Below are 15,928 nucleotides of genomic sequence, written 5' to 3'. Positions count from 1 at the left end.
TTAGAACTGTTCGGGCTGGAAGACACTTGAAGAAGAACCTTCGGGCTGATCTCTACAGTTAATGGTGGCTTTCTCCCGCCGCTGGATGACAAAAGTTCTCGTTTCAGACCCCATTGATCAGGCGGGGCTCGACATCCTTGGCCAAGTGGCTCAAGTGGATGAGCGCACTGGATTGTCACCGGAAGAGCTCAAATCGATCATTGGTGAATACGACGCCCTAATGATCCGCTCAGGGACCCAGGTCACAGCCGATGTCATTGAGGCTGCTGATCGGTTGCGGATCATCGGCCGTGCAGGCGTGGGGGTCGACAACGTGGATGTGCCAGCGGCTACGCAACGCGGGGTGTTGGTGGTGAATTCACCCGAGGGCAACACGATCGCAGCGGCTGAGCATGCGCTTGCGATGTTGCTATCGGTGTCTCGTCACGTGCCTCAAGCCCATGGTTCGATGCGTTCAGGGGCTTGGGATCGCAAAAAATATGTGGGGAATGAGCTCTATAAAAAAATTCTCGGCGTGGTGGGGTTAGGCAAGATTGGGTCTCATGTTGCTCGCGTCGCAAAAGCGATGGGCATGGAGGTGATCGCCTTTGATCCATTCATCTCTGCAGAACGTGCGCAGCAGATGCAGGTGAGGCTCACCACTCTGGAATCGCTGTTCCAGCAGGCCGATTACATCACGCTCCACATCCCTCGCACACCTGATACTGAAAATTTGGTGAATGCCGAGCTGCTGCGCACGATGAAAAGTACGGCACGGATTGTGAATTGTGCACGTGGTGGAATTGTTGATGAGCCTGCGATCGCGGAAGCCATTGAATCGGGGGTGATCGCCGGGGCAGGTTTGGATGTGTTTGCGTCTGAACCGCTTGCTCAGGACTCACCCCTGCGCGCCGTGGAGCGAGGACTTGTTCTAACCCCTCATCTCGGAGCATCCACGGAAGAGGCTCAAGAAAATGTGGCGGTGGATGTCGCCGAACAAATTCGAGATGTCTTGCTGGGGCTTCCTGCCCGTAGCGCCGTGAATATCCCTGGTCTCAGTGCCGAGATCATGGAGCGTCTCAAGCCCCATCTCCAACTGGCGGAGACCCTCGGTTTGCTGGTGAGCCAACTCAGTGGTGGGCAGATTCAGGAGTTGGAGGTGCGCTTGCAAGGTGAATTCGCCAGCCACCCCTCACAACCTCTTGTGGTCGCTGCTCTTAAGGGTTTGCTGAGCACGGCGTTGGGAGATCGGATTAACTACGTGAATGCATCGCTGGAGGCGAAAGGCCGCGGCATTCATGTGCTGGAAATTAAGGACGATGCCAGTCGCGATTTTGCAGGTGGGTCGCTGCAGCTCACCACGCGCGGTGGTCAGGGAGGTCACAGCGTGACCGGTGCGGTGTTCGCAGATGGTGATTTGCGTGTGACCAGCATTGATGAATTCCCAGTGAATGTTCCGCCGAGTCGTCACATGCTGTTCACCAGGCACCGCGACATGCCTGGCATCATTGGCCACCTTGGCTCTCTTCTTGGAGAGCACAACGTCAACATCGCCTCCATGCAGGTTGGGCGTCGCATCGTTCGTGGTGATGCCGTGATGGTTCTCAGTATTGATGACCCGATTCCGCCTGCTCTCTTGACTACCATCCACGGCATTAACGGCATTCAGGAAGCTCACCCCGTCACGTTGTGATGTGGTGGCGTCTCTCCCTGCCCCTGCCTCCCCTCCTTGAGGAGTCTCTCCTTTGGAAGTTGGAGTCCCTAGGGCTGTATCGCCTGGCTGTTCAATATGCCCCGGAGTCGCCAGATCAGCGCACGTTGCTCGCATGGCTACCGGCATCTGAATGGCCGCAGGATCAACGGGAGCAGTTGCTGAACAGTCTTCGCCCGATGGCGGATACGTTCGGACTTGCCTTGGCAGATCCACTTTGGGAGGAGCTGGCCGACGAAGATTGGAGTCTTAGTTGGAAAAAGCACTGGCAACCGGATCCCGTGGGTCAGCGTTTGTTGATCCTTCCTGCATGGCTACAGGTCCCCGATGAGCACGCCCACCGCTTGGTTTTGAAGATGGACCCAGGAAGTGCTTTTGGGACCGGCAGCCATCCAACCACCCGGCTCTGCCTTGAAGCTCTTCAGGCGATGCCGCCACACCACCAGCGGGTGGCCGATTTGGGCTGTGGGAGTGGAGTTTTGGGCTTGGCTTCCTTGGCGCTTGGCGCGGATGAGGTTTTAGCTGCCGATACCGATTCACTGGCGGTTCGAGCAACGACAGACAACGCTGCTCTCAATGGTTTGAAGGCCGAGCAACTCCGCGTTAGCCATGGATCGATCGACACGCTTGCGACTTTGTTGAACGGAGACGCGGCGGATTTGCTCCTCTGCAACATTCTGGCTCCGGTGATCGAAGCGTTAGCCCCGCAGTTCACCTCCGTGATCAAGTCCACTGGTCGTGGACTGTTGAGTGGCCTTTTGGTGGATCAGGCACCTCGGTTGATCGAGGTTTTGGCTGAATGTGGCTGGCAGGCAAAGCTAATCGGCGAACAAGGGCGCTGGGGTTTGCTCGAAATCAGCCCCCTTTTTTGATAAGTCCCTCTTATTAATACTCCGTCTTTCATTGGGCTTGAATGGAAAACCCTGATGAATCCCGTACCAAGGCGTCTGTCCGATATAGAAAGGTTTGGTCCAGCAGATTCAGATCGATTCGATCTCTGCGCATTACATCCATCCATGGCTTCTTATAAGGTCACCCTGGTCAGCGAGAGCGAAGGCCTCAACAAGACCATCGAAGTTCCTGACGATCAGTACATCCTTGATGCTGCTGAAGAGCAAGGTATCGATCTTCCCTACTCCTGCCGTGCAGGCGCTTGTTCCACATGCGCAGGCAAAATCACTGCCGGTACTGTTGATCAGTCCGACCAGAGCTTCCTGGACGACGATCAGATTGAAGCTGGTTTCGTTCTGACCTGCGTGGCCTATCCAACCTCTGATTGCACCATCAAGACTCACGCTGAAGAAGAGCTCTATTGAGCCCTTTGGCTTTGAGTTGAGGTCGCCCTCGGCCGATCCTTTCGCCACCCTTGCGGGTGGCTTTTTAATGTGAGTACGGCTCTTGGCTTTGGTCATTCTGTGACACCTGTTCCTGCACTGCGTTCTGATGTTCAGGCACTGCTGGAGCATGGATCTGTGCACGCCAGTCCAGGCGGACAGTACAGCTTTCGGGTGATTGGTCCCTGTTGTCGTTTGTTTGATCGTGAGGAGCTGCCCTGGCCCTGTTGTCGCTTGGCTTGGCGCAGCAAAGAGCCGAGTTGGCGCCGGGTGGGGCGCAGGTTTGTGCCAGATCTGGCCTCGCGGCGCTGCCCCTCATATTCCGTTGAGTTGCTCCAGCCCGGCTCTCGCCCTACGGCTACGCTCCTAACTCTCTTCTCGATGCGTTTGACACCTGAGTTGCAGGAGTGGTGGTATAGCCGTTTGCCAAAATCAATGGTCGATTTGAATGACTCACCCCCGGAGCCTTTTGTTGAAGGAAGGGGTTGAAATGACTCTGCTAGGCAGGCTTCATTTTTTGGATAGATGTTATGAAGAGAGATGGGCTTGATCGTTGTTGTGCTTTTGAAGCGAATTTGTCGTTAAAATATTTTTGTTATTGGCTGATGTAATATACTTTTTGGAGCGTAGGGTTGATTGCTAGGGATATCCTTTGCTTCAACAAGCTCGTTCGACATGGCTCTGAATGCCTTAATCCTAACCCTTGTCAAAAGCTAATTTTCTTTTTTAGGGTAATCCAATCAGGCGGCATTTGTTGGCTGATTGTTTCTGATTGCTGTCTTAGTTTGTTAGTTCTTCTGTGATGGTGAGGTTGATGTCTGAATGCTGAAGCCTGAGATTGATTAACTCCTGGTATTCTTTTGATTCGTATGCAGTGACTGCTTGTTCTTTTGAATCAAATTCAACAATGATATTCACTGAGCCGGGAGTCCCTTCCCGCACGTCAGTTTCAAGATCGCGAATGAGTAAACGTGCGCCCACTGTTGGTAGCCAAGCGTTGAACTTGTTGATGAAGGGAACCATTCCCAATGGGGTGTGAATAGTGCCAGTCACAACCCAATAGCCTTTTGCCATGGAATTAAAGTTTGGAAAAGCATAATTTCTCTCAGGCCTTGTAGGCGTACCGAAAGGAACTGAGCAGGAAGTTATGCACTGTGATAAACAATAATTTTAACAGGTCTAAGGATTCCGCAAATCTCTTCTCCCTCTGGTTGAGAGGTTTTCTTGTCCAGAGAGGCACGTATCCTGTTTGCGAAAATGCAGGATATGTGCCTCTGATTGGCTTCCTTAAGAAGAAAAAGCGTTATAGGCAATCGTGAGAATGATGCGGGTGATTTCGATTGTGCCCGCGATTGTTAGAACAGTTGCTGATTTTCTGATCCACGCTGCTGGCTTTCCTCTCTTCAGGATCATGTTTGCTCCTGAGAAATTCAGTGTTGATGCATGCGGGAAGGCAATGCTCTCTGCTTTTCCCGTTTTTAAGCCTTGGCTCAACTTTGAGTTGATGCCGATCGCTTTGTCGCTATAGGCGTATCCAAGACAAATCGCAGCCGTTCTGTTGAATGCTGATTGAGCTGATCCTGCTTGCGAACGCCAAGACCTCATGTAAGGAACTGTATGCCGTCCGAAAGTCTCTGAATATTCGGCTGAGTCCACCATTGAATCAATCACAGCCTGATGCCCGTTCGCTGCTTGGATCTCAATGTATTTTGTGATCTCGCGCTGATCATGAGGTGTTCTGCCTAAAATATGTTTGAGATCAAGTTCAATCGTTCTTTCTGGTGAGCATTTGTCGTAAAAGTTTTTCTTGTAGAAATCGGATTTTGCGAGCCCACGCACGAAATCTTGAATCGAAATGCGTCCATCTTTTAATTCTGCTTCAAGAGAAGTGGATCTCTCGTTGTCCATGACGTGTGCATTGCCATAGACATGTTGATAGGCAGCGCTTATCGCGTTCTCTAGTGCCTCCTGAGAGATGTCTGGGAATTCCTCGAAAGTGACTTTGGTCCCGCATTGATCGTGCAGGCGAGGGCCGATCGCTAGTTTCATTCCCTCGCACTGTCTTCGCTGGAATTCGCTATTGCTTAGTGCTGCGGACTTGGATGATTTAGTCTGACCGCTCTTGAATGAGATAGAAGGCTTCGTTTCGCGTTCACCGCCAAAGCTTGTGATGACTGAGGTGGAAGACAGCATTGCTGAAAAGACTCCAAATTTCTTTTGCTTGAATTAATTTATCTTGAATGGCTTGTATCGTTAGGCAGTCTGATTAAAATTTTTGTTTCGCAAGGTAGTAACATTTTGTTTAAAGTGGGTTGATATGTGTTTATTGGCTTCTCGTTTTTGGAGGTATTCGGCTCAAGGTTCGGGATTCTTTTGTCGCTGGATGGCATGCGTGATCGACGCATAAATAAAAGGCCTCAGGCAAGCCTGAGGCCTTAGGCCGATTATTTGTGTGGGGTAATTATCTAATCAAAAGATTTAGAAGTAAATTTTTCCGCCGCCCCATTCCACACCCAAGACTTTCGGAGCCACAAGGATGTATCCAGACATCAGGCGAAGATCCTCGTCGGTGAGATCGCGCATGGCGGGATAGAGATCGCGGCTGCGCATGCTGGGATGCAAATCGGCGATGCTGTACTCACCGTCATACGACGTGGGGTCTTGCAGGTAATCCACGAGAGACGCAACGTTGTCACGGGCTGGAGTGGCCAGTGCAAGCGTTTCCGTATCCAGGCCAACATTCTGGTTGGTTTTGGTGATACCGCCGGCGTGGCAGGTGCCGCAGCTGACGTTGAACACCTTCCGACCTGTCTTGATTTCCTGCTCACTGAAGGTGACCAGGGCGCCATCGCCGTCAGCTGGCACCGTGAGGATCTCGGCATCCCACTGGGCGGCCTGGGCGGGGGTACTGATCAACAGTCCAAGCAGCACTGGCAGGGCGATCAGCAGTCGATTCAATGATCGACGCAATGTGGAGAAAAAAGAGGCCATGAAAGATGTCAGAGACTGACGTAGACAGCGCACCAAGTCCTTGTATCACGGGGTGGGATGCGGATGAGGCACTAGAGGGTCTAGTGATCACGAACTGTTGCAGCGCGCGTCCCTCATTACGAGGGATTCACGACCACATTGAGGAAATCCTTGGCCAAAATTGTGTTCGGGAAAATGGCACGGGCCTCGGCGACTAAATCGTCGGCTGTGACTGCGTTTCCAGGGGCATAGCGAGGGCTGAGATGGGTCAGTGCTAGCTGCTTAACACCGGCTTCCGCAGCGGTCTGGGCCGCCATGGTGCTTGTGGAATGTTGCCTCTTGAAAGCCATGTCGGCTTCAGCATGGGAGAAGGTCGATTCATGGATCAGGAGGTCGGCACCCTGAGCCAACTGCACAGCTGCTTCGCAGAAGACGGTGTCGGTGCAATACACAACGCTTACACCAGGTTGTTCTGGCCCGCATAAGGTCCTGCCATCAATGGTTCGACCGTCGTCCAGCGTGACCGATTCGCCGCGCTTCAGAGCTGCGTAGACAGGCCCCGGAGGGATCTCTAGCTCTCGCGCCTTGTCGATATCAAAGCGACCTGCTTTTGGTTTTTGTTCGGCTCGATAGGCGTAGGCCGGAACGCGATGGTTGAGAGGGGCCGCGGTCACGATCAGATCGTCGTCTTCAAACACAACGGAGTTCTGTTCAGCTGCTTCACGCACACGATGGATTGCAAGCGGGTAGCCGATGCGAGTGGAACTCGTGCGCAGAACCCCTTGGAGATAGGCATCCAAGGGGTCAGGGCCGTAGAGGTCTACACCTTTGCTTGTGCTGCCAAGCCCCAAACTTGCCAACAGCCCTGGGAGGCCAAAGACATGGTCACCATGCATATGGGTGATGAACACCCTCCTCAGTTGGGACAGGCGCAAGTCGCAGCGTAAAAATTGATGTTGGGTTCCCTCCCCGCAATCGAACAACCACAGTTCCGATCTCTGCGGCAAACGCAGCGCCACAGACGAGACATTGCGACCACGGGTGGGCACGCCTGAACTGGTTCCAAGAAAGGTGACCTGCACGTCTCAACGCGCTAAGCCATCAAATCTGCCATGTGGACCTGGCCGCTTTCGAATCGTCAGGTCACACTGAGCTCCCTAGTTTCAGCTTGCAGTGGTCTCCCGTCCGTCAGCGCTCTGTTCCGTCCTGACTGCCGCCCTGACCATGCCGATGGCTGTCATGGCGGTTGGCTTTGACCAGAGGGCTGTGCAGGCTGCACAGGAGCCCTCGATGCGAGTGCTCCTGTCACAAGCTCCGTTGGTGCGTTTAAGAGCTGATGGAGAGCAGCCATTCCTGGTCCGTGGTCTTGGCCGCGGCGATCAGCGCATGCGCTCCATGGACGTGAGCCTGAGAGCGGGGCGCCTCTTGATCAGCGGTCAAACGAGCAACGGTTCGGATCTCCAGCTCTCAGCTCGTTCGGCGATTGAGGTGAACAGCAACGATCCACGGGGGGTTTGGCTGGGTTCCCGCCGCTATCGGGGCAGGTTGCAATTTTTGGTGCGTGCCGGCCAGGTCCAGGTGGTGAATCACCTCGGTATCGAAACCTATTTGGCGAGTGTTGTGGGGAGCGAAATGCCCCACAAGTGGCCCTTACCAGCCTTGCAAGCTCAGGCGGTCGCGGCGCGCACTTATGCCCTCAGGCAGCGTGGGAAGGCTGGAGACTTCGATGTGAAGGCCACTGTGTCCAGCCAGGTGTACCGCGGGGTTGAATCCGAAACCCCCAGCACGATCGAAGCGGTAGAAAGTACGCGCTCTTTGGTCTTAGTACATGCTGGCAGGCTGATCAATGCTGTGTTTCACAGCAGCTCAGGTGGTGCAACGGAACCCAGTGGTGAGGTTTGGCGCAATCAACTTCCCTACCTGGTCAGCGTTGCGGATCACGATCAGCACAGTCCCGTGCATCGCTGGAACAAACGTTTTAATGATGATGAGCTGCGTGGCCTCTTCCGTGAAACCGGAGGCGTCAAGAGCTTGCAGGTGCTCAAGACAAGCTCAACCGGTCGGGTGCGTACGGCGCGTGTGCAAGGCCCCCGTGGTTCTTTGGTATTGACGGGGAGAGAGCTGCGCAAGCGTCTCGGCCTCAAAAGCACGATGGTTCAATTCGAGCTCATCAATGGCTCCAGTGCGTCTTCAGCCACATCTGCTCAGAGAGCCCGCCAATCAGTTCCTCAAGCATCAACGCAGGCAGCCCCACCTTTGATCGGTCTCTGGCAAGACTCTGCAAGTGGTCTTGCCACCCCAGCCAGGCCCTCCGCTCGACTGGCGTCTCTCCTGCCACCTCCCCCTCTCCCCCCTCTCAACCAGTCAGCTTTTAATCAGCCACGTCCTGGCTTCAGGGTGGGTGAGATGGTTCTCGAAGCTCGTGGTCAAGGCTTTGGCCATGGGGTTGGGATGAGTCAGTGGGGAGCCCATGGTCTGGCGCTTCAAGGTGCTGATTTTCGTCAGATTCTTTTGCACTACTACCGCGGTGCAGAAATTCGCCCCTACCGCTCTAGTGATGACCCAGCTGTGGCGCTTCGGCTCCGTTCAGAGTCAGCCTGGTGGGGTTGACGTCAGTGGCAGTTCATCGTGCTCAAGATTTCAGACACGATCACCATCGTGCGCAGGCGCAATCCGCTGCAGCTCATGGAGGCTGTGGTTGATCAGCTTGAGCAAGGCCTGCAGGACTCTCTTGAGCACCAGGCGTTTCGGCCCCTGGGTTTGGCGACGGGACGCACCATGGAGCCGCTTTACGCCGCATTGGTTTCGCGTTTAAGCAACTGGCCTACGGGTCGTCTGACGCGTTTGCGTCAGCGCTGGCTCAGTTTCAATCTTGATGAATATGTGGGTTTGGCACAGGAGCATCCCAGCTCTTTCTCTTCCTTTATGGGGCATCACCTAGTGCGGCCCCTAGGGCTTAATCCTGCCCAAGTGTTGTTACCAGATGGAGCTGCTGCCGATCCTCACGCGGCCGCTGATCGCTTTGCGGCCGAGATCCACATTGCTGGGGGGATTGGCTCGCAGCTGTTGGGCTTGGGCAGCAATGGACATGTGGGATTTAACGAGCCCCCATGTGGTCCAGATGAGCGCTGTCGTGTGGTCAGACTCAGCCCCGCTACGCGATCGCAAAATGCCTCTTCGTTCCAGGGCAGTCCAGCGTTGGTTCCGGAGGAAGCGATCACCCTGGGCCTCCACGAGATCCTCGCGGCAAAGGAACTTCACTTGATCGTGACCGGTGCTCCTAAGGCGGGGATCCTGCGCAAGGCTTTGGATCTTGATGGTGATCCAGAGGTGCCTGCCAGCTGGCTACGGCGTCACCCAAAACTTTGGTTGTGGGTGGACGATGCAGCATGGGTTGAGGGGGGGGCGTGCACCCAAAACGATTACCAATGAAAACGTTTCAACTGCTTCAAACACTGTCACTATTCTTACTCATTCTCTCCTGTTCTTCGGAGGATGAGGAGCAGAGAATTAAGACCACCTGTGCTCTTAAAATTTCCGGACAATTGACAACTGCGGAAGCAATTGAAAAGTTGGGGAAACAAGACTTGCCGGAACAAGTTTTTGAAATTGATGAGTTCTGTGAGCCCTATACAAAATAAATAATGAAAAAGACATTGCTTCTCATTCCTCTCCTGATTTCGTTGGTCGCATGGTCTTCGGAAGAAGAGAAGACCTGAAGGGCTTGCGCTCTCTGCTCTATAAGTCAAATCTCAAGATCACGGTCATGGAGAGGGATTGGGGTTGCTGAACAGTCGAGGCAAATGGGTTGTTAGAGGTTTCTGCATGTTCTGTAACTAGATTTTTGAATTGCTAAGTTAATTAATAGTCCGTTCATGGGTCTTGCATGTGATCGCTTGAAGTGGAAACACTTCTGTGTTTTTTGCTGCACGGCAGGCTGATGCAATGGTTGGCACTGCTACCGCTAGACCACAGGAGCATTCAGTCACACGAGAGATACGGATGGGTCACACCTTTTGCGTCCTCACGGGACATCGTTGAGAAGTCGAAAGCAGTCATTGTGGGAGGAGTAAGCACCCTCCCATTTTTATGTCCTTCGAACAGTCGTTGAGGCTTTGAGGTCTTGCGGCTAACTGGAGTTTCAAGGACATCGAACATTCACCCGAGCCATCTTCAAAGGGAGCCATTGCTGGGAAGAGTGGCTCAACCTCACACACACCAAGACAGAGGATTAAACCCCTCTGTTTTTTATGGGGCAACAGCATCTCCCCATACAGGTTCCGCCTGCTTCCATCCCTGCTTGCTTTAGGTGTTTCCAGAGTTGCTTTGCTGAGTATTTGATGAGTAAGTGGTAATAAAACTCACAAGGTTTAATAAAATCCAATTTCCCCATCACCCACTCCGCAAGGCATCTGCCTTACGGGGTTTTTTATGTCCTTCAACGGAGATGAGTATGTATCTCTACGGACACCGACACAGTCACACGCTTGTATTGGTTAGGGCCAGGATGTTGGGAAGCGTCCTGCTTTGAACGGTCGGTTGTGAAGACGCCCGTTCTTTTTTATGGCTCAACACCATCGCCCCATACAGGTGTCGTTTGTGATCAACCTTGTTTGCGTAGGTGCTTCCACTGTTGCTCTGTGCCTAGGCATTCTTGATCTGTTCTCTCTGGAAATAATCGATATTGATTCAGGTGTTTCCGTCGATTTGAGCCTCCAATACATCGATTTCGGAATTTGAAGAGGCAAGTCTTCTGTTTGATGGGCTGAGGGCTGCGACTGATGGATCTGCTAGCTGTGGCTTACCAGTGATTTCACTGCAAACGCCTGCTCCTAATACATGCCGATTCTCGGACTACACATCGCTAAAACCCCTTGGAATCACTAGGCTCTGAAGGGTCGTGGCAATTTTGGGTTGACCGTGGCGGAACATTCACGGATCTGGTGGGTCGCGCCCCCAGTGGTGAGCTTGTGGTTCGCAAAGTGCTCTCAGAGCCAACGATCAATCGTGGTGATCCCGCGGTTTGTGCCATCCGTGAGGTGATGGGTTTGCCTGCGGCGGCCCCAATCCCGCCAGGTTTGATCCAGGAGGTGCGATTGGGGACAACAGTCGCGACCAATGCCCTGCTTGAGGGGGCAGGGGAGCCTGTTCTGTTGATCACCAACAAGGGTCTGGCGGATTTGTTGTTGATTGGTGATCAGCATCGCCCTGATCTGTTCGCGCTGGAGATTCCTGCTCCGACGTCGTTGGCTGTGGCCGTTGTTGAATCCGGGGGGCGATTGAATGCCGACGGGGAGGAGGTGGAACCTCTTTGCGTCGATGAAGAGCTTGAGGCAACGCTGCGCGCTCATCGGAGTGCTGGTATCAAAGCCTGCGCCATTGCACTGATGCATGCGTGGCGAGAGCCGTGCCATGAGAGGCAACTGGCTCAGTTGGCGCAAACGATGGGGTTCACCACGGTGGTTTGCTCCCACCAGGTAAGCCCACTGCCGCGCTTGGTCCCCCGGTCTCAGACCACCGTTGTTGAGGCGGCGGTGGAAGAGCTGCTCTTTCGCTATCTCCAGCAAGTGATGCAGTCACTTGGAGGGAAGGTACGACTGCGGGTGATGACCTCGAGTGGCGCCTTGCAAGGTCTTGAACAACTGTTGGCGAAGGACACCATTCTCTCCGGGCCTGCTGGAGGAATGGTCGGTGCCGTTGCAGCAGCAGAGGCGGCTGGTCTGGCAGATCAGCCGCTCGTGGGGGTCGACATGGGTGGCACCAGCACCGATGTGTTCTGTTTGCCAGCAGGTGCCTCTGACAAGGACTGGGAGCGCAGCGCTGAGACCAAAATTGCAGGCCTCGAGTTGTCTGCTGCACGACTGCCGATCCATACCGTCGCCGCAGGTGGGGGCTCGATTATTCGGGGTGATGGCGATCGTTTACAGGTTGGCCCTCGCTCTGCAGGTGCTAGCCCAGGACCAGCTTGCTATCGCTGTGGCGGCCCCTTAACGATCACCGACGCCCATCTTTTTCTCGGTCGATTACAGGTGGAGGCCTTTCCCCCCGTGTTTGGGCCAGCTGCGGATTTGCGTCCGGATCTTGAGGTGGTCCGGCAGCGCTTTGGGGAGCTTGCTTGCCGGTTGGGACGTGATCCTGAGTCGCTTGCGGAGGGCGCTCTTGACCTCGCCGTGGAAATGATGGCGGGTGCCATACAGCAGGTGTCGTTGCTTCGTGGTCACGACATCCGTGCTGGGACGCTGGTGGCCTATGGCGGAGCTGCTGGCCAATTGGCGTGCCGAGTTGCGGGAGTGCTTGGGCTCAGTCAAGTGTTGATCCATCCACTCGCTGGCGTGTTGTCGGCTTTTGGCCTGGGTCAGGCACGCCTGCGGGAATGGCGTCAGGTCGTTGTTCGCCGTGCTCTCAGAGAAGAAGTGTTGGCTTCCATTCCTGGAAGGATTCGCCAGGAGTTGGCCTTTGCAGAGGAGAAGCTGCAGGCCGCTGGGGCAGGCCATGCGTCCCTATTTGAGCACCGCATTCGGCTTGAACTTCGCGATGCTGCCTCCGAACAGGGATTGCTGATCCCGATCACCGATCTCACCTCCAATTTGCACCTTTCAAGGTTGGAAGGTGATTTCGATCAAGCCCACCGGCAGCGCTTTGGCTACAAGCCTCCCCGCACTACAGCCTTGATTCTGGAGCGATTGGAGGTTGAGGTTTTTACGGCACCAGCACACGTTCATAACGACACCCTCATGGCATCAGCGCCACAGTCGGTGTCTGAAGCTTTCAGCACAACAGCCACCATTCACTGGGCTGGGGTTGGTTGGCGACAAGTTCCGGTGGTGCAGCGTTGCGATGCTGTGTTGCAAGAGTCCTTGCAAGGCCCAGCCTTGATCCTTGACCCCACGGGCTGCACCGTGCTGGAGCCTGGCTGGTCGGCCCACTGCGACTCCGCAGGAAGCTTGCTACTCACTGCTGCTGAGCTGCCGGTCCAAAGGTCATCTTGGGATCAGGTTGTTGATGTTCCAGATCCGGTGGACCTAAGCCTGTTTCATCACCGTTTCATGGTGATTGCTGAGCAGATGGGGGAGCGACTTCGGCAGACGAGTCGTTCAGTGAATATTCGCGAGCGGCTTGACTTTTCCTGTGCGCTGTTTGATCACCACGGGGCATTGGTTGCCAATGCTCCCCATATCCCTGTGCATTTGGGCTCTATGGGTGAGGCGGTGGTGGACCTGCTGCACCAGATCCAACGCGGTGAACGCCCGCCTTTGGAACCGGGCGAAACAGTGCTGAGTAATGACCCCTATCACGGGGGCACCCATCTCCCAGACATCACGGTGATGACCCCTGTCTTCGGAGAGGGGGAACGGCCGAGTTACTACGTTGCTTGTCGCGGACATCACGCTGATGTCGGTGGCCTCACGCCTGGGTCCATGCCTCCTTTCAGTCGTGAGATCGGAGAGGAAGGCCTACGGCTCCGCAACTGGTCACTCCTGCGTGGTGGCGTCTTGGATGTGGATGGCTGGAACGCGATTTTGAAGGCAGAGCGGCAGTCGCCGCGCTCTCCCGATGTGCTTTGGGCGGATTTGCAGGCTCAGGTGGCAGCCAACCGCCTCGGCGTAGAGCATCTTGAACAGTTGATGCAGCGAGAGGGACCTAGGCGCGTCAGTCGTTATATGCGCTTTGTTCAAACCCATGCGGCGGAAACGGTGCGTCGTGTGATCAGTCGTTTGGCGGATCAGCAGTTCACTGTGGAGTTAGACCATGGCGGCCGTTTGCAGCTTGCTTTGCATGTGGACCACACAGCGCGAACGGCTTGCCTTGATTTCACTGGGACGAGCCCCCAAGGAGACCACAACTTTCATGCTCCGCTAGCGGTCACCAAAGCAGCTGTGTTGTATGTCCTGCGCTGCTTGGTGGATGAAGCAATACCCCTCAATGCGGGTTGCTTTGAGCCGCTTACTTTGGTGGTTCCGCAGGGTTCACTGTTGAATCCCCTCCCCCCAGCTGCAGTGGTGGCAGGCAATGTGGAGACTTCTCAGGCGCTCTGCAACCTGTTATTCGCAGCGATGGGTGTGATGGCCGCGGCGCAGGGAACGATGAACAACCTCACGTTTGGGGATGAACGATCTCAGTATTACGAGACGATTTCTGGGGGTGGTGGGGCAGGTCCGGGATTTCACGGTTCATCCGGCGTACAAACCCACATGACCAACTCCAGACTCACGGATCCGGAAATCCTCGAGCAACGATTCCCTGTGCGTTTGGAACGCTTTGAGCTACGCCGGGGTAGTGGGGGGAAAGGTTGCTGGTCAGGTGGTGATGGACTTGAGCGTCAGATTCGTTTTCTTGCTCCGATGACGGTGGCTTTGCTGTCTGGGTCTCGCCGTGTGGCGCCATTTGGTTTGGCTGGTGGGCAGCCAGGTGCTCTGGGGATGACTTGGATAAGTGAAGGTGACGGCCCTTGGCAAGAACAACCAGGCTGTTTCGAGCAGAGGGTGGAAACGGGTGATCGATTTTGGATTGCAACGCCCGGTGGCGGTGGTTGGGGAATGGCAGAACCAACCTGATCCATCAAAGAGTAAATGTTTTCGAGTCGCTTAGACGGCATCCCCCTTTTGCGGGGTCAAGTTGGATTAAAATGTATTATGAAAACCAGCTTGAAAAAAGTTTTTAACGGCATTATTTAGAGGAAATCATGATCTTCAGAGTTTTCATCTTGACCGGCTTGAATGAATAGAGCGCTCAGGAATGGGATGATGCAGATGCCAACGAATAATTCCATAGAGCTAATACTGTTGTCCATTCACCATGCCCCGTGATCGTCATAAGGGGGCGTATTGGTTGTTACCCGGATGATCGTTTTTGGTTAAGCCTGATGCTGAATCTCTGTGATGAGTATTTTGACCTTTGGTGAATTTGTAGCTATTGATGCAAATTGTGCTCTGCTTTTTGGGAGTTGATTTGTGTGGTGGAGTGGCTCTTATGCCTCTCGCCTGAAAAGCGAAAACTGCCTTCAGGAGAGAGGTTGTCACTCCTTAATAAAGCAATGAACCGTTTGAAACAGGGCCTTTAGAGGAAAATATTGTGGTTGCCCCCTTTGGCTTTGTTGATTCAATGTTCGGTGAATGGGTCCGATTCAGTCTGGTTTGATCTACGAAATAAGGCATGGCCAGCCCAGTCTTGGCCGGATGCTCTGGACAGGCAGCTATGGGCCTCGGATATTTTATGATGCGTGTTCTCTAACACCTTGTTATGTATCTGAATTAACCAGGATGGTAGAAACCGATGTCATATTTTTTTGAAGCAACGGGTTCATGATCCGATGAGCGAAATTGAAGCATTTCGACAGCAGTTGTTAGAGGCTAATTCTCGCTGTTCTTCTGGTAGTAATGATCCAATCTCTTCGAATGAAAGGAGGGACCTGATCCATGTAGACCTTGTGGTCGCCCATCAGGCATTGGATAGAATTACTGACAACCTTTTGAAGGAAATGAGTAAGGCCTACAGTAACGAGGCTTTGAGCTATTATGCACAGTTGCGTGGTGAACTGTGTGCTTACTTTAATGGAGTGTCCTTACTGTTAGATGACTATCGCGATGGAATTGAGCAGGCTCAATAATCCAATACCCACTAGTTGTCCTACACTTTTTTGAGGCTGGATTTATGGCTCCCGGTAAATATAGCGATGAGTTTGATTCTATTGATGCAAAACAGGTGCCTCTAAGTAGGTTCGTATTAAGCCATTCCAAGGCCATTGAGCAGTCCTCCCTCTCTGATTGTCCTCAGATTCCTCGCCATCGATTGAGTCAAGAGTTTGAAGATGTTGCGACTGAGGTTAGCTGGGATGAGCTGACGGGAAGAAAATAAACGCTTTGCACGCGCAGGGGTTTATTGTTTGTATTCACAAAGTGAAAGGAAGTGAGGTGATAATGCAGTGTAGAGCTTC

15 protein-coding genes are annotated in these 15,928 nt (G+C 53.8%); 11 read left to right on the top strand and 4 right to left on the bottom strand.

Annotation, left to right across the window (positions count from 1 at the left end):
• Positions 1-85 precede the first annotated feature (85 nt).
• The 4 genes from serA to SIC18_RS13530 all read left to right on the top strand — a co-directional run bounded on the left by serA (position 86) and on the right by SIC18_RS13530 (position 3,513).
• Positions 86-1,672 (top strand): phosphoglycerate dehydrogenase, encoded by a 1,587-nt coding sequence (gene serA / locus SIC18_RS13545; RefSeq protein ID WP_048348294.1) that lies wholly within the window; start codon positions 86-88, stop codon positions 1,670-1,672.
• Positions 1,672-2,562: a 50S ribosomal protein L11 methyltransferase gene (gene prmA, locus SIC18_RS13540; RefSeq protein ID WP_413429858.1), complete on the top strand. Its 891-nt coding sequence runs from the start codon at positions 1,672-1,674 to the stop codon at positions 2,560-2,562. The genes serA and prmA overlap by 1 nt, the downstream gene beginning before the upstream one ends.
• Positions 2,563-2,706: 144 nt before the next feature.
• The gene (locus SIC18_RS13535; RefSeq protein WP_006043345.1) at positions 2,707-3,006 is read left to right on the top strand and encodes a ferredoxin; all 300 of its coding nucleotides are present in this window, start codon (positions 2,707-2,709) and stop codon (positions 3,004-3,006) included.
• 99 nt (positions 3,007-3,105) lie between these two features.
• Positions 3,106-3,513, top strand: a complete 408-nt coding sequence (locus SIC18_RS13530; RefSeq protein WP_245407124.1) for a hypothetical protein — start codon at positions 3,106-3,108, stop codon at positions 3,511-3,513.
• 291 nt (positions 3,514-3,804) lie between these two features.
• Here SIC18_RS13530 and SIC18_RS13525 read toward each other — a convergent pair whose 3' ends face one another.
• The 4 genes from SIC18_RS13525 to rnz all read right to left on the bottom strand — a co-directional run bounded on the left by SIC18_RS13525 (position 3,805) and on the right by rnz (position 7,076).
• A complete protein-coding gene (locus SIC18_RS13525; protein ID WP_053068555.1) occupies positions 3,805-4,098 on the bottom strand; it encodes a DUF1330 domain-containing protein in 294 nt (97 codons plus the stop codon).
• A gap of 213 nt (positions 4,099-4,311) precedes the next feature.
• Positions 4,312-5,217, bottom strand: a complete 906-nt coding sequence (locus SIC18_RS13520) for a phycobilisome rod-core linker polypeptide (RefSeq protein WP_048347123.1) — start codon at positions 5,215-5,217, stop codon at positions 4,312-4,314.
• Positions 5,218-5,502: 285 nt separating this feature from the next.
• Positions 5,503-6,015 carry a photosystem II cytochrome c-550 gene (psbV, locus tag SIC18_RS13515; RefSeq protein ID WP_048347122.1) on the bottom strand — a complete coding sequence of 171 codons (513 nt, stop codon included), beginning with the start codon at positions 6,013-6,015 and terminating at the stop codon, positions 5,503-5,505.
• Positions 6,016-6,131: 116 nt separating this feature from the next.
• Entirely contained in the window at positions 6,132-7,076 is a 945-nt protein-coding gene (gene rnz / locus SIC18_RS13510) for a ribonuclease Z (protein ID WP_048347121.1), read from the bottom strand.
• A gap of 142 nt (positions 7,077-7,218) precedes the next feature.
• Here rnz and SIC18_RS13505 point away from each other — a divergent pair, with 142 nt between their 5' ends.
• The 7 genes from SIC18_RS13505 (at position 7,219) to SIC18_RS13475 (ending at position 15,849) form a co-directional block, all read left to right on the top strand.
• On the top strand, positions 7,219-8,604 hold the full coding sequence (locus SIC18_RS13505) for a SpoIID/LytB domain-containing protein (protein WP_413430583.1): 1,386 nt from the start codon (positions 7,219-7,221) through the stop codon (positions 8,602-8,604).
• A gap of 75 nt (positions 8,605-8,679) precedes the next feature.
• On the top strand, positions 8,680-9,426 hold the full coding sequence (locus tag SIC18_RS13500) for a glucosamine-6-phosphate deaminase (protein WP_084764251.1): 747 nt from the start codon (positions 8,680-8,682) through the stop codon (positions 9,424-9,426).
• Positions 9,423-9,635: a hypothetical protein gene (locus tag SIC18_RS13495; RefSeq protein WP_413429857.1), complete on the top strand. Its 213-nt coding sequence runs from the start codon at positions 9,423-9,425 to the stop codon at positions 9,633-9,635. Before SIC18_RS13500 ends, SIC18_RS13495 begins: the two co-directional genes overlap by 4 nt.
• 922 nt (positions 9,636-10,557) lie before the next feature.
• Positions 10,558-10,734 carry a hypothetical protein gene (locus tag SIC18_RS13490; RefSeq protein ID WP_413429856.1) on the top strand — a complete coding sequence of 59 codons (177 nt, stop codon included), beginning with the start codon at positions 10,558-10,560 and terminating at the stop codon, positions 10,732-10,734.
• 134 nt (positions 10,735-10,868) lie between these two features.
• Positions 10,869-14,549: a hydantoinase B/oxoprolinase family protein gene (locus SIC18_RS13485; protein WP_413429855.1), complete on the top strand. Its 3,681-nt coding sequence runs from the start codon at positions 10,869-10,871 to the stop codon at positions 14,547-14,549.
• Between the two features lie 755 nt (positions 14,550-15,304).
• Positions 15,305-15,601 (top strand): hypothetical protein, encoded by a 297-nt coding sequence (locus SIC18_RS13480; protein WP_048347117.1) that lies wholly within the window; start codon positions 15,305-15,307, stop codon positions 15,599-15,601.
• 44 nt (positions 15,602-15,645) lie between these two features.
• Positions 15,646-15,849: a hypothetical protein gene (locus tag SIC18_RS13475; protein WP_048347116.1), complete on the top strand. Its 204-nt coding sequence runs from the start codon at positions 15,646-15,648 to the stop codon at positions 15,847-15,849.
• The last annotated feature ends 79 nt before the right edge of the window (positions 15,850-15,928 follow it).

This window comes from Synechococcus sp. Cu2B8-bc1011 (assembly GCF_047302735.1).
Classification (GTDB): Bacteria; Cyanobacteriota; Cyanobacteriia; order PCC-6307; family Cyanobiaceae; genus Synechococcus_C.
Note: the sequence above shows the minus strand (reverse complement) of the source record. Positions and strands in the feature narration are given on the sequence as shown.

Bases quoted from the DNA above. Each gene is read 5' to 3' on its own strand.
- serA (WP_048348294.1), top strand. From the start codon at position 86: ATGACAAAAGTTCTCGTTTCAGACCCCATTGATCAGGCGGGGCTCGAC.
- prmA (WP_413429858.1), top strand. From the start codon at position 1,672: ATGTGGTGGCGTCTCTCCCTGCCCCTGCCTCCCCTCCTTGAGGAGTCT.
- SIC18_RS13535 (WP_006043345.1), top strand. From the start codon at position 2,707: ATGGCTTCTTATAAGGTCACCCTGGTCAGCGAGAGCGAAGGCCTCAAC.
- SIC18_RS13525 (WP_053068555.1), bottom strand. From the start codon at position 4,098: ATGGCAAAAGGCTATTGGGTTGTGACTGGCACTATTCACACCCCATTG.
- SIC18_RS13520 (WP_048347123.1), bottom strand. From the start codon at position 5,217: ATGCTGTCTTCCACCTCAGTCATCACAAGCTTTGGCGGTGAACGCGAA.
- psbV (WP_048347122.1), bottom strand. From the start codon at position 6,015: ATGGCCTCTTTTTTCTCCACATTGCGTCGATCATTGAATCGACTGCTG.
- SIC18_RS13505 (WP_413430583.1), top strand. From the start codon at position 7,219: ATGCCGATGGCTGTCATGGCGGTTGGCTTTGACCAGAGGGCTGTGCAG.
- SIC18_RS13500 (WP_084764251.1), top strand. From the start codon at position 8,680: ATGGAGGCTGTGGTTGATCAGCTTGAGCAAGGCCTGCAGGACTCTCTT.
- SIC18_RS13495 (WP_413429857.1), top strand. From the start codon at position 9,423: ATGAAAACGTTTCAACTGCTTCAAACACTGTCACTATTCTTACTCATT.
- SIC18_RS13490 (WP_413429856.1), top strand. From the start codon at position 10,558: ATGGCTCAACACCATCGCCCCATACAGGTGTCGTTTGTGATCAACCTT.
- SIC18_RS13480 (WP_048347117.1), top strand. From the start codon at position 15,305: ATGAGCGAAATTGAAGCATTTCGACAGCAGTTGTTAGAGGCTAATTCT.
- SIC18_RS13475 (WP_048347116.1), top strand. From the start codon at position 15,646: ATGGCTCCCGGTAAATATAGCGATGAGTTTGATTCTATTGATGCAAAA.